Origin of the sequence: Enterococcus casseliflavus (genome assembly GCF_029215545.1) — a bacterium.
Lineage (GTDB): Bacteria > Bacillota > Bacilli > Lactobacillales > Enterococcaceae > Enterococcus_D > Enterococcus_D casseliflavus.
Genome location: NZ_CP119393.1, coordinates 3457278 through 3471668 on the forward strand (window position 1 = coordinate 3457278; position 14391 = coordinate 3471668).

10 protein-coding genes are annotated in these 14391 nt (G+C 43.9%); 1 reads left to right on the plus strand and 9 read right to left on the minus strand.

Annotated features, from left to right (window positions below):
* Positions 1-18: 18 nt before the first annotated feature.
* The 6 genes from P0G38_RS16280 to P0G38_RS16305 all read right to left on the minus strand — a co-directional run bounded on the left by P0G38_RS16280 (position 19) and on the right by P0G38_RS16305 (position 9761).
* Entirely contained in the window at positions 19-573 is a 555-nt protein-coding gene (locus P0G38_RS16280) for a hypothetical protein (protein ID WP_074536630.1), read from the minus strand.
* Positions 574-597: 24 nt separating this feature from the next.
* The gene (locus P0G38_RS16285) at positions 598-1104 is read right to left on the minus strand and encodes a hypothetical protein (RefSeq protein WP_275853242.1); all 507 of its coding nucleotides are present in this window, start codon (positions 1102-1104) and stop codon (positions 598-600) included.
* A gap of 18 nt (positions 1105-1122) precedes the next feature.
* Positions 1123-5763: a hypothetical protein gene (locus P0G38_RS16290; protein WP_081343901.1), complete on the minus strand. Its 4641-nt coding sequence runs from the start codon at positions 5761-5763 to the stop codon at positions 1123-1125.
* Positions 5764-6035: 272 nt separating this feature from the next.
* A complete protein-coding gene (locus P0G38_RS16295) occupies positions 6036-7547 on the minus strand; it encodes a peptidoglycan DD-metalloendopeptidase family protein (protein ID WP_275853245.1) in 1512 nt (503 codons plus the stop codon).
* 368 nt (positions 7548-7915) lie between these two features.
* Positions 7916-9355 (minus strand): helix-turn-helix domain-containing protein, encoded by a 1440-nt coding sequence (locus P0G38_RS16300; RefSeq protein WP_275853249.1) that lies wholly within the window; start codon positions 9353-9355, stop codon positions 7916-7918.
* Entirely contained in the window at positions 9333-9761 is a 429-nt protein-coding gene (locus P0G38_RS16305) for a hypothetical protein (RefSeq protein WP_275853252.1), read from the minus strand. Before P0G38_RS16305 ends, P0G38_RS16300 begins: the two co-directional genes overlap by 23 nt.
* 211 nt (positions 9762-9972) lie before the next feature.
* Between P0G38_RS16305 and P0G38_RS16310 the strand changes: the two genes are divergently transcribed.
* On the plus strand, positions 9973-11466 hold the full coding sequence (locus P0G38_RS16310) for an AcpB/EbpR/MafR family transcriptional regulator (RefSeq protein ID WP_275853255.1): 1494 nt from the start codon (positions 9973-9975) through the stop codon (positions 11464-11466).
* A 183-nt stretch (positions 11467-11649) separates the two neighbouring features.
* On the opposite strand, the gene P0G38_RS16315 is transcribed toward P0G38_RS16310, so the two are convergent.
* The 3 genes from P0G38_RS16315 to budA all read right to left on the minus strand — a co-directional run bounded on the left by P0G38_RS16315 (position 11650) and on the right by budA (position 14379).
* Entirely contained in the window at positions 11650-11913 is a 264-nt protein-coding gene (locus P0G38_RS16315; RefSeq protein ID WP_194193598.1) for a hypothetical protein, read from the minus strand.
* Between the two features lie 16 nt (positions 11914-11929).
* Entirely contained in the window at positions 11930-13360 is a 1431-nt protein-coding gene (locus P0G38_RS16320; RefSeq protein WP_074536622.1) for a catalase, read from the minus strand.
* A 302-nt stretch (positions 13361-13662) separates the two neighbouring features.
* Positions 13663-14379: an acetolactate decarboxylase gene (gene budA, locus P0G38_RS16325; RefSeq protein WP_074536621.1), complete on the minus strand. Its 717-nt coding sequence runs from the start codon at positions 14377-14379 to the stop codon at positions 13663-13665.
* Positions 14380-14391 lie beyond the last annotated feature (12 nt).

Consider the following 14391-nt stretch of genomic DNA (forward strand, 5'->3'; position numbering starts at 1 on the left):
CTCGCGTTTCCGTTTGTCTTACTCAACCACTGGGGCAAAGTTTAGAACCAATTTAAAACTTGGATTGACCTCTTTTTCATCTTGTTGAGGCGTCGCCGTTCCAGAAAAAGTAAACTCACCTACATTTCCAGATGTTTGATTTGATCCTAATTCAAATAGGTCGGTTTCTAACACATCCACGACTCCATCGGTAATCAAGTCAATCTCATTGACTGCTAATTGCTTGATTGGCTCGATTGTTACCGGGTCAATGACATCCGCCACTGTAGCGATCACTCCTTTTGCAGAATTATTGGTGATCGTATAGGTCGGAGACACGATTTCTTGATGTCCTGATTCTTGCGTCGTATAGAACAAAGCGGTCGTTGGAATCGTTACATTGATCCACTCATTAAGGTCACCAGGGTTTGGTCCAGGGGTTGTGTTGTCAAAGCTGCCGATGATCCCGTTGATTTGAACATCCCCGCTGGTTTCTGCATTGATGGATTGTGTCGTCGCTGCCGCGGTTACACCTCCAGCTAATAAAGTCAATACTGCGATGCTTCCTGATACAATTGCGTTGATTTTTTTCATTTTTCATTCTCCTTTTGATTTCAATTAATTCTGAATTTTTATCGTCATTGCTGCTTCTGTGACTCCTTGTTTTTCATGTGTTTCTGGGTCATAAATGTTGACTGTTGCTGTGGCTGCATATTCGCCTTTTTCTAAGGGTTGAGCAAGCTTAGCAGTCAAAATCTGCTGATTTGGATAAATTGCACCCGAAGAATAAATCATTTCTCCGGTTTCATTTAAATGAATATCCACTGCGATCGGATAGACATTAGTTGCCGGATTGATGATCTCAATGGATCCTTCGCGATCGCCTGCTTCAAAAACCGCAGAAGGATTGATAGTCAGCGTAAAATAATTCGCATCTGCTACCTCTTGCGCTCTTTCAGCTACTTCACGATCGGAAGCATCGCCGATTTCCGGTAAAAGATCGGCGCTGATCACAGGAACATTCACTTGTTGCTGATTCAAGTAATAAAAACCGATACCGCCCAGAAAGGAGAGCAGTAACAAAAGGAAAAACAGCTTATTTCTCTTTGGATTTTCCATTGTCATTACAACCACTCCTTTGTATTATTTAGGAACGAATCTTAAAACAAAGCGATATTGAGGGCGTAGATTGTCCTCGTAGTACCCGCCTTCTTCGTATTCTGAATCAACGATCCAAAGCGGGTAATTGCCGTAAAAGGTTCCGCCTAAGGTCATCGCTGATTGATTGCGGGCAGGCATGGAAAGCAAGTCCGCTTCAGGCATCTGATCGTATAGGCGAACCGTCGCTTGCTCTGTCATTAAATTCAACGCCAACAACGGTTGCGAAATATCTTGTTCTGTCAAGATTGGGTGTTCTTCTTCCGAGTCTGGATCTGGCTCAGCATAATCCAATGGATCTTCTTCCTCTTTCAACAGTACGATCCCAGCAGAATCTTCAAGAATTAGTCGGTTGACTTTGACATCTACCCCTACATACGAGTTGTTGCGGATTTCGTATTCAGGGCTCGTGAAGACACGATTGCTTTCTTGACTGTCATACATTGATTCAAAGAGCATGCGAGTCGGTATCCGCACGGACAGTTGCTCTAAACTACTTGTAACATCGATCCCAACCGTAAACTCATAGGTTTTTCTACCGACTTCTAATACGGCAAAATACGTACCATCTTCCGTCACGTCTGTTGTTAGATTGGTTTTCGCCAGACGAATCTCTTCAGACAAATCTGCATCGCTTAGTACATCGCGTGCCGAAGCTTCACTTTCTTCGACAATCAATTTATGCAATTCTTCTTCCGTGCCCAATTGGTTGATCGTCTGCCGATCGAGGGTGATGTTAAATGCCTGGTATTCTACCCCTTGGATGACGGTTACTTCTACATCAATATCAATGTAAAAATCGTGGTCCGGTTTTGTAAGAAAAACATTCAGCTTGCTGCCCGTTTCTAACCGTTCATTTTCTGCTAGTTTGATCGTAAAGTAGCGATAAAACTGATTTTCATCACGATAATCTCCCCATTGGATCATGCGTTCGCCACTTTCAGAAACCGTCTCATTGGTGATGATCACCGTTTCTCCCTCAGTATTCTGATAAGTGATTCGTGCTTGAGCATCCTCATACATGAACCCGGTGATTTCCGTGGATTGGTCACTCAAGGGATCGATCCGAGCCATCAAGCCTTCCGGTTCAGAAAAGCGTAACCGACTAAAATTGTTGCGGGCGATCGCCGTTTCAATCGGTGTATTATTGCCAGTGGAGGTCACTGACCCCGTTACTGATTCAGCGGTCATCAGAAAAGCCTGCGAAACAGCATTCATTGCGCCTGACCAGACGCCTGCTGGCAACCCATTCGCATTTGTCCCATTATTTCTGTTGATACGGAACACACCAGACAGATTAATAAACTCTTCAGCTGGTGACGAAGCGGCTGTCTGATTCGCCCCTTGCCATAGCGTGAGTTTTTGATGCATCACATTGATGCGTAGCCCATTTGCTAAGAAGTTTGTTTGGGAACGAATCAACCGTTGCAGATTGCCGTTGCTTCCCCCCGATACTGCACTTGGATGCGCTAATTCGAAAGATTTTACATTCGATAGATTCAACTGGGCATTCGCTTGTCGGAAAAACAGCACCGCACTTGACAGGGATTTATTGATCGTCGTTTCAATCAACACCGTTGCATCTTCTCCAACATTAAAGGTACGACCAACATTTACTAAGGGCCGATTCGTAAATTCTGCTGTCGTTCGTTGGTTTTGGTAACCATCTCTGACAATAAACTCCGCATTTTTCCCAACGTTGATCGTCCCAAAAGCATTGGTTAGATTGAAACCACCAGCACCACCAGTCGCTGTATTCAACCCACGTTCCGTCAATACATTGAGCTTAGCGCCCTCGTCTAAAGTCAAGGTTGAGGTGGCCTGTACTTGGAAAACGCCACCCGATTGGCTAATGTCGAATGTAGAATTTTTGCCAAGGAAGACCGTAGAATTCGCTGAATTCAATAGAATAAAACGTGAATCCGCAGTCGTCCTCGCTCTCGTTGCTTGAAAATCTGCCTCTTCTCCAAGTACAAAGCGTTGTGCGACTCGAATAGAAGCGTAATTGGTTCCTACAGCCGGCGCGGTACTACCACTCGTTGGCTGTGTGTAACGATACGTTCCTTGATCTTCTAAGACGAACGAACGAATTGTATAATTGGCGGTAAACCCCCAACCTGTTTGGATCGTATTGATGGAACGCTTCCCAAGAGATACATCGGTCGTTGTTACCCCACGCAACGCCATTCCTAATTGACTGACTGTCAATTTACTTCCCTCTAATGTCGTAAAGCGTGAACTTGATCCGGTTAAGCGAAAGGCTGGACCATTCACATTGCTGGTTCGTGTGACAGTCACTTCCGCTTCTTCTCGAATCAAAATTTCTGTGGTAAAGGTAAAATATTGCAGATTCAGTGCACTAGTAGACGGTTCAGTCACGTTGATCTTCGCACCTGGTCCTACGTCTAAACGACGCATCGTTGTATTTCCAGTAAACCCGCTTGTTGTATTGAGCGTCACTTCTGATCGTGCCCCAATGAAGGCATCCGAGGAGGTATTTCCAATGACCAATGGTCCTCTTTGCGTTAGATGGATCTGCGCCTCTTCTTCTGTCACAAAACGGGCATTAGCCGAGGAAAACTGCACCATGCCCTGAGTTCCTGTAGAACTGCGGGTGGATGTCAGTTTGGCTCCTCGCTCCATCAGAAAACTACTTTGCACATTGAATCTTGCTACAGCTTGTTGATTGGCCGTGTGCTCTGAAAGCACCATTTCCGCCCCTTGCTTCAAGGTGAAGTTTCTGACTGCAGTGCCGTTGGTGACCCCTCTGCTCAGGGCCGCTTCGACACGACTATTTTCCTCAAAAACAACTTCGGCTTGCTGCGCATGAAGCAAAGCGCCGCGATGGTTTGCTTCCAGTGTACTGTATTTGCCAAAGACGATCCTGCCGCCAGCAAGGTTTAAGCGGATCACAGCATTCGTTGTTAAGGTACTAACCGTTCTTCGTCGTGGAACACTAATGCTGCTGTGCTCGCCGACCGTAAAACGGCTTCTAGCAAAAAAGGTATTGTAGGCGGAACCTGTCGTTGCATTTGTCGGTTCTTGAATGTTCAATGAAACGTGATTCCCAATATCGATCGCATTGACATTGACACTCCCGTTGAAGCCAAAACTATGGGTATTATCGATCACGGCATGGTCGCCGATGGTGATCGTACTGGTGGCGACCCCTGTAAACATGGGGCCTTGTTGTTGAATCGTCGTTTTCGTGTAACTGCCTAATTCAGCAATTGAATTGGCACTTCGCAAGTGAACAAATGCCCCAGTTGTTCCTCCGGAGCGATTCCCCTCAAGAGTGACTGCTTGAGCTTCTGATGAGGCTGCTTCAGTTTTAAATACTCGTCCGATATTGATTGCTGGAAAAGCAGACACAGAGCCAAACTCACTAAAAGTTAGTTTACTACGACTGGCTAAGTGCAGTTCGCCAATTGTTGATGTAGTGTTTCCCGAAAATCCTTGGCCTAACCCACCGTCGAAGTGCGCACCGTTTTCCAGATGAACGATGCTGTCTTGTGTTGTGTTCGTTACCGTCACAAACATTCCTGTTTGTCGGACGTAGACGTGACTGTCTTGTCCCAGCGTCATCACAGGCGCACTGCCTGTTAGCCGAACGACTGCGCCATTGTTGGCATTGTTGTTCTTTTCCAAGCGAAAATCGGCTTCTTCTGCAAAAACAATTTGATTCGCTTCGAAAAATGGATTCGATCCGCTGCCGGCGATCGTTGCGTGAAAATGATCATTGACCATGATCCGATTGGCAGAAAAGAATACGGGAATCGCTGTTGTACTAGTCGTTAAGCGATTATTCCCCGTGAAGGTGATCGTCGCTTGATTGTTGCTACTGAATCGACCAGTCGCATTGCTGCTCACAAAATTCACGTTCGTAAACAACAGGTTTACCGATCCTTGCGTTTGAACAAGTCCGCCGGCGCTCGTAATATTTGAGAAGGTCAGATTCTCAAATTCTAGTCGTTGTGCACCAAGAAAGACCATCGTGTTTTCAGTATTGTTTTGCGCAGCTGCTTGGGAAATGGTGACTCCTTCATTGCCGCCAGCAAATGTGATGGCTTTTCTGGCGATTCCGCTAATCGGCTCGGTCAATTGCAGACTTTGGAGGAACGTCAGTACAAGATGGGTCTCATCATCAATTGAGCTGTAATTTTGACTGCTGCCGCTCCCTAACGTGTAAGTTTCTCCTAATAAAACTGCTCGGAGATGCTGCTGGTTTTCAATCGTAATATGCAGAACAGCTTCATTTTCAGAAAAAAGTTCTGGTTCTTCCGAATCTTCTGGTTCTTCCCACGAATCGGTTGATTCTACCGTTTCAAGGTCATCATTTTCTGGTTCTGACGGCAGCTGAGAAAACTCATCCGTTTCATTTTCTGGTGCTTCTTGACTGCTTTTATCATTGTTTGAGTTGCTTTCCTGTGTCTCTGGCTGCAACACTTGCTCTGACTGATCATCACTGGCGGTATCATCAGTCTCACTGCTAGGCAGCCAATTTTCCGAATCGGGTGTTCCTGTTGCTTGCGGATCGACCTGCTCACTTAAAACTTCCGTTTCTCCTTCATAAGCTTGGAGAGTTGACGTCGTCAATAAGGGATGCAGTAGTGCAGACAGGCACAAACTAAAAACAATGCTCTTCTTTAATTTCTTTGAAGCAATAGCTCATCCTCCTCTCTCACTTCTTTGATAACAATCACAACCACGTTCCATCTAAACTAGCTTGGAATAGCAACTGTTATTGTTATGTGAAAATTATATAAAATCCTCTTACGCTTTTTTTAAACTTTTTTTTTATTTTCTTGAAAAAAATTTAAAAACTTGCTGTTCCAATACTTTCAAAAAAAAGGCAAAAAAAAAGAAAGCATCTCTGATACTCTCTTTTTTGACTATTCTTATTTTGTTAAAAAAGCGATTGGATCGACCAATTGCGCTTGGCTCAAGCTAGGCGATGCACTGACTTCAAAGTGCAGATGTGCTCCTGTGCTATTGCCTGTACTGCCCATGAGGGCAATCGTTTCTCCTTGTTTCACTTGTTGGCCAACCTTTACAAGGTTCTGTTGATTGTGGGCATAGAGTGTCGTCATCCCGTCCTCATGGAGAATCGCTACATAATTCCCCCAAGAAGGATGTACCTCTGAACGGATGACCGTTCCAGATTGACTCGCCAGGATTGGGGTCCCAAACGCTGCGGCAAAGTCAACACCTCGATGAAAGCTTCCCCAACGTGGACCAAAAGTAGAAGTGACAACGGCTTTTTCAACAGGAAAAAGATACGTCTCACTTGCGGTCACATCAGGTTTTTTCTGATCATAACGGGTCAACGCATAGGCTTCGATCAATGCTTTCAGCTTTTGATCATACGTCGTATCTGTGGCATACCGACCAGTCAAATAGCTGGCAGCCTCTTGATAAGAAGCCGCTTCTGATTTCCATACGCCTTTATAAAAATCAGACTGCTGCCCGACCCCTTCTTTCAACAAGCGAGCATAGTCCATCAATGACTCTTTGTAGCCAGTATATTGGCGGAAAGTTGCTGTGATTGTATAATGATTTCCCGAACCATCATCTTCTTGTGTCCGAAAAGCGACACCCTGTCCTTGATAGGTTCCTTTGATACCAAAAAGATTGAAGTACGGCGCCTGACTCAGTCTGCTTTGCCCGCCACCTGACTCTAAAATAGCCTGTGCAATCATGACAGAAGCGTACAAGTCATTTTTCAAGCCGATTTCTCGGGCATCTTCACCAATTTCTTGGATAAAATCCCACACTTCTTTTACTGGTGTGACCGTCAAGGTCGTTTCGCTGCCTTGCTGCGGTGTCGGATCGGATTGACTTGGCGCGCTTGGTGCTTGGGTACTTGGTGGCATGATCGGTGACACAGCCGCCGGTGTTGCTTGACTTGCTTCACTGTTTGCTTCTGGTGTCGGTTTCGTTTCTACAGGTTTTGACGGTTTGGGCTTCTCTGGCTGCGTTTCAGGTTTGGGCGCTACAGGCTGTGTTGGTCTTTCTGGTTTCGGTGCTGGCGTTGGTTCTTCTGGCTGAGAAGGCTCTGGCTTACTCGGTAGCTCTGGTTCTGGTTCTGGCTCTGGCTCTGGGGTCGGTTGGGGGACTGGGGTCGGTTCTTCGGTTTGCTCTGTTCCCTCCGGCGCTGTCTCAGATCCTTCTGGAACACTTTCTACAGGTGCCGATCCTTGCTCAGAATCGGACACTTGTCCTTCCACTGCTGGAGCAGTTTCTTCGCTAGTCACTTCTGTGCTGCTACTGTCACTTGCTTGTGCAGCTGTTTCTGATGTTTGGGCAACGATCGTACTTTCCGATGCAACAACCGCAGCTGAAACTGGCACACCAGCTAAAAGTTGTCCGCAAACCAAAAGAAGCGCTACCCCTTTTTGCGAATGCTTCATAGGCGAAATCCTTTCTCTTCCTTTTTCCTCTTAACAACCTCTATTGAAAAACATCTTGCCATCCAATTAGTAAATAAATATCAATTCTCTTTTATTATACTACGCTTCGTTTTTTCGACTCAAGCAAATAACTCCCTTGCTTGTCAAAGAGAACGAGTTGTTGGAAGAATGGGTCTACTGATAAAGGACCACGTTTTGCATCCAACGCATTGTCGATCCTCGGCTTCAGCAGTTTTTTTGTGTTGCCTAAGATCCTCTGGCGTCATCAGAAAAAAACACTGTTTTTCAAATGGGTGGCTGCCAGTTGAACAACAGTGTTTCAATCGTTTTTTTTGTCCTTTGCTTTCAATCTTGTACTGAGTGCCTCCCTATTCGTACTTCATTTTTCGCAAATCGAGGATTTTTTCTGTGAGAATCGCCCAATCTGTCGGCCTCGGTGGTGTTAACCAGCAAACTTGATCGATGCTGCTGTTTTCTGCCAAAACAATATCCGAAAGTATCAAATCGGTTTGCAACGTGGGGCTACGTTGGAATAAAATATTCAGATTGACGATACGGGAAATCGATTCTTTAATAAAGTGATTGTAGGCTTCCCCGAATGAAAAGTCGACGCAGACATACAATGGTTCAATAATTTCATTCATCGGAATCGTGGTAACTAGTAAGAGCAAGTAACGATAAAATAAAAATTCCTTTGCTTCCCATAGAACCTGCTCCTTTTTATTTTTTTCCAAAAATGTCCGACACCATTCCACATATTCAGGATACGCTTCGAAAAAGTACGTCACCTCTGTCATCGTATACTTGTATTTCACGTACAAAGGAAAATGAACCAACTCATAGTGGATCTTCATTAGCTGATCTTTTAGGCGAACCTCATATTGGCGACTGTTTTCTTTCAATCGTGGCGTCAAAAAATCCATAAACAGCTGATTGAAGCGAAGAATCTCTGGGCAAGAGTCTTGCATGAACCGTTCCTCCTCAAGCCAACCTTCCACAATCAAATAGTTTAACAATCCGAGACTTTCTTGTTTGATGAAATCTTCCTCCATGGTCTTTCTACTGCGCAACCATGTTTGTATCGTTGGAAGTTCCTGGCTCACCACTTGATTTGCTAAAGAAGTGTTTGAAAGTTTCGCTAAATAATGCTGATTTCGAATTCGAACCGTCACAATCCCTAAATATATCTTCAATCGTAAAGCCAGAGACGAAGAATAGTTATCGGAAAAAGCTGACCCGAAAAAGAGTTGCGCAAAATGATTGATTTCTTTCGCGCTCTGAAGGGTCCGTAATGGGTCTAAGCGCTTCATCATACTAAAAAAAAGCAAGGCAACTTCTCGGATGCGCCATTCATCCCCTACTAACTTAAACTCTTTATTGATGTCAATCGCCAATGCCTGCAGCGCTTTTTTCAGCTCCTTAAATTCATTATAAACGGTTGTATGACTTAAAAAGTGATCCAAAGCAAAGCTGTTGATGGAATGGAGGCGTTCACAAAAAATGGCCGTAAACAGTGAAAATTTGATAGATTTCTCAGCATAGTAAGAAAAGAGGAGCTCAGAAGTAAATCGCCCATTTGTGTGCAGTTCTATTGTCTCACCATCCCAGCTGAGTGCTACTTCTTTTTGTAAGCCAGACTGAACGAAATCAGCAGCTAATTCTTCTACCGTTTTGCCTACTAAAAATGGAGACATGCCTAAACGATCCATCATTTGCTCCCTCGATCGTGTCATGAAGGGCGCATGCTCCAGTTCTTTGTAAACACTCAACTTACGCTGATCTTTTTTATTCAAAAACGTTGTAAACACAAATGGAAGCCTCCTCGCCTCGTTGTCCATAAAGGGTGATTCCGGACAACACCATGCTGAGCTGACCATGATAGGTCATCGGGTAGTTGCTTCGCATCATCTGATCGGTCATCTTTTGGGAAGCTGGTGCCATCTTTCCCTTCTCAAAAACCTCCTCTAGCAGGATTCCCTGGAAGGACTCGACAGATGGTCTCGCTCTTTCTGCGGAGGAGTCATTTTCGTGTTCGGGATGTTTTTCATCAATCAAAGAAGCAGCATCGACGGATCGATCAGCAAAATCGGACATGTTTTTTACTATATTGACTTGGGAACCAAAAGAATGTTCTGTATGAGGAAAAGCCAGTGGAACCTTCACCATCCCCAATACAACATAGGTACTTGCTAAAAAAATAATTCGACGGTTCATTTCTTTTTCCTCCTTTATGTATGATTTTTGGCAATTGGTTTCTCAGGTCCTTGCTATACTTACTCTGAAGAATTGATATTCTTAGAAATTTTCTGCTGGCAGTCAGAGTCTTCAAGGGACTATGACTAAAAACGCCGAACAGTTGAACGTTTCATTATCTGTGTAAATGATTATGCTATAATTATTGAAACTTATTTTGTTGGAGGCTGACATGAAAACATTTCAATTAAAATTCATGCGAAACCGCACGTTGATTCGCGGGCTGCAATTGTTAAATGAATTTGAGAAAAGTCCCACCCGTACATTGGGAGAACTCGCTGAAGTGACCGAGAGCAGTACGCGTACGTTGATTACTGACATTGCTAGCTTGCGAGAGTATTTTAAAGGGGCTATGGCGATCCATACAGCAAAAATCGGGTATCTTTTTGAAGAAATCGATCATGATAGGTATCGAAAGCAAAAGCAAGAATTGATAAAAGATGAACCGATTTTCCAGATTTTAGAAAGTATTTTTTATGATGAGCAGCAAACCCTCTTTGATTGGAGCTTAACGCTTAATATTTCTGAACAAGCGCTGATCAGCTACTTCCGGAAAATACAGCCATTTTTATCCCCTTTCTGTTTAAAAATCAAAACGGATCCCGTCTCTTTGGCAGGTTCGGAGATCGATATACGAAAATTTTTCTGTCTTTTTTACTACGAGTCTGACATTAATGTCCACACGTTATTTCCCTCGATCCATGTACAAGATGCGGTGATGGAAATCACTGACCTTTTGGAAACGAAGGCCTTACAGAGCTCTTCGTTTTCTTATTTTGCTTATATCCTTTATATTAGCGTGGAGCGCAGCAAACGCGGTTTACTTGCTGCCCCCTCTCCAGAACTAAGCGAGTTAGTTAAAAAAAATGGTTTACTTTCAAATTATGAGGACCTTAAAAAGATTATCCAGCGTTATTTTACCTTTGAGTTTCCTCAAGAAGAAGCAATCTATCTTTTGACTTGCATCATTTGTCGTCGCAAACTCAACACCGATCTAGAAACAAGCAAAGCGTTTTGTCTTAACTATAACCACTGGCCCGCGATCAAACAAATCACTGCTGATTTCTATGCCCAAAATCGCGGCAACAGCTTTGATGAACAAAAAGATTTGCTTTGGTTAGAGTCATTCTTCACTATTTTCAAGCTTCGTGAGTTGTTATCGCCAACGATGAACGTCAACATCGATGATTTGAATGCTTTCGTCAAAGAAAAATTTGCGGCTGAATATAAAAAAAATCGCCAGTTTTTGCTCTCACATCCTCTTGTGAAAACACTCTATTCTTTCGACCATTTGGATGATTTTTGTGCAAGTCTCACCTTCCACATGGAAGCCATCATTGAAGAGAATTGGGGCACACGGAGAACTATAGCTGTTATTTTTGAAGGTAACGAGTATGTTTGTGAGTACGCCGAAAGTATTATCCGAAAATATCTTGGCGTTTATCATGAAATGTACTACCCTGATTCAAACGAACTCTCCCACGAGTATTTAAAAGAAAAAAACATTAATTTTCTCATTACTAACTACTCCGAATACGCCACTGAATACTTACTGGATGTTGAAAGTGTCTTATTAAAATCAATACCCGACGCTGCCGATTGGAATTATCTTTTGAATCGAATCAATCCGAGAATTTTGCGGTTGGTCGTTCTTGATAATACGTAGTAATTCCAATCATTCACGCCGCTTCTCCAAAGAAAGAGAATTGATATTTCCTTGTCGCCTTTAAACGAACGCCTGACTAATCCTCCCATATAAAGCTGTTCTTTTTTAGTGGAAGCAGCTTTATATGGGACTTTTCCAATGAATCAAGTACGCTTTTTCCTTCTACGCCGCTACTATCAGCAATCATTGCTCTTTTGATTGATCTGCACTCAAAAATGTCCGTTTCGTAAAAGCCAATGCGCCTACGAGAGTCACGAGCACGATGATTGGATGAGAGGATGCAGACAAGATCCCCAAAATCGCCGTCAACAGCGTGCCCGTATAACTCAAACCGACTGCCCATTGCTGAAGCCTTGAAAGCTCTCGCAGCTGCCCTTTGAAGGCCACCCCCAGCATCATTGCTCCGACAAAAGATAAAAGGCCAAAAACTACATGTAAAAGTAACATTCTTTTTCCTCCATTCTTAAATGTTCACATCGATTGCTTCAGCGATTCGTCTGCCGTATTCTGGGTCCGCACGGTAAAAATGCATGACTTGCCGTTCTTTGATCTGTTGATTTTGAACCTGTCCCAAACTTCCCGCAATCGTTTGAATTAAACGTGTTCGTTCTTCTTCTGAGAGCAAACGATAAAAATCACCTGCTTGGCTATAATAGTCTTCATCGTAATCAAAGGAACCGATCTCTCCTTCTAACGAATAGTGGATGCCCTTGGCATGCGGGTTTTCTTTGATGCCATCGAAACTGTTCGGTTCATAATTGATCCCTGAAGAATTCGTTTTGGTATTCATGAAACCGTCCTGTTGGTGATTATGGACAGGCGCTTTTGGCGCATTGATCGGCAACTGGCTGCTGTTGGGTCCAACTCGATAACGATGCGCATCACCGTAAGCAAACAGCCGACCTTGCAATAGTTTGTCCGGAGAAAAATCAATCCCTGGAACGATATTGCCCGGTGAAAAAGTGACTTGCTCGACTTCGTTGAAATAGTTCTCTGGATTGCGATTCAAAGTCATTCGTCCCACTTCAATGAGCGGGTAGTCTTTTTGTGAGACTGTTTTGGTCACATCAAAAAGATTGACGGCAGCTGACCAACCTTCTTCAAAGGGAATGATTTGAACATAGAGTGTCCAAGAAGGATACTCCTTTGCCTCAATCGCTTTATATAGATCTTCAATATGATAATCAGGATTGCTTCCCGCAAGTTCTGCTGCGAGTACCGCACTCATGTTCATAATGCCTTGATCCGTCCGAAAATGATATTTCACCCAAAAGCGTTCTCCCTCTGCGTTGAGCCAAGCGAATGTATGGCTCCCATACCCATGCATATGACGAAAGGTTGCCGGTAAGCCCCGATCCCCCATCAACAGGCTGACTTGATGGAGGGATTCCGGTGAATGGGACCAAAAATCCCATACCGCCTCTGGATTTTTCAAGTGTGTTCGCGGGTCTCTTTTTTGGGTATGGATAAAATCAGGAAACTTCAACGGATCACGAATAAAGAAAATCGGGGTATTATTGCCCACGAGGTCATAATTCCCCGCTTCCGTGTAAAATTTAACCGCAAACCCTCGTGGATCGCGCAACGTATCCGCAGACCCTAGTTCTCCGGCAACCGTTGAAAAGCGAATAAACATCTCCGTTTCTTTCTCGATGGCTGAAAGAAACGCCGCTTTCGTGTACATCGTTACGTCGTTTGTTACTCGGAAGACCCCATGAGCCCCCGCACCTTTCGCATGAACGACCCGTTCGGGAATCCGCTCACGATTAAAATGTGCCAGTTTTTCTAGCAAATGGACATCTTGAATCAACACTGGGCCACGGCGCCCCGCTGTCAAAGAATTCTGGTTATCCGCTACACTGGCTCCTTGCGCAGTCGTCAACTTTTTTTTCATATCTTTCCTCTTTTCTCTATAAAATCAGTCAAGTGCAATTACTCTCAACAAAATACTTCTAATTAGTACAAAAATTATCATTATTCTTAAAATATATCAATTTATTTGCTCGAAAATAAGAATTAATTCAGATTTTTGACAATTTCCCAACTTTTCTATCGAAGCATCCAGGTTTTGCAGCAAGCCTCATGAATAGAAGGAAGCACAAAAAAGCAGTGAAGCGTTGGCTTCACTGCTGCTTTGCGTTCAATTCGATCCGAGACCACTCTACTGGCGATCAATTATTTTTTGCTGCCTGCTGCTTATTCGGCAGCTTCAATATCCTTGGCGATTTTTGCGACATCGATCTCCCGCTGCAAGTAGTCTTGGTTGTCGATAGGAAAATGCTGACGAAATTCGGCTAGTTCCATCAATTCGACTTCACCAGCTGCCACTTCAAAGTCTAAGACATGACCAGCAAATGTGCGATCATCACTAATAAAATGCAAATGGAAACCGGCGGCCGCAGCACCGTGGAACAACAACGGGGTAAAGAACCCAACGATCGTTCCGCTGATATCTTCTGCTTGAAATTCCGGCTGATGCTGGATGATCTCAATGAATTTTGGGTACGGTTTTTCTTGCTTTGGGGCAACGCGGACGTGCATCTTGGTAAATACCCCATGGATTTTGACAGCGGAAAACAAATTCGGGCTGACTTCTGTCAGGACGTGGTTTTTCACTTCTTCATCGGTCATTTCTTGGCTGACCTGCAGGTGCTTCGCCACAGAAAAATCAACGACTGCCGCATAGGGGGTTCCTTCATTTCCTTGGAGCACTTGTACCTTGCCCGACTCGTCTACATGGTAGATTTCACCATCTAAAATAATCACTTCACCATTGGAACCAGCCAAAGTACCAATCCCAAAATTGCCATATTCAAGCATTTTGCCGATTTGCTCCGTGCCATCCATTAAATCCTGCATCAACCCACCTAGGGTGCCATGCTGATATAAATAACTTTTGTTTTTCACTTTCATCTTGATGCTCCT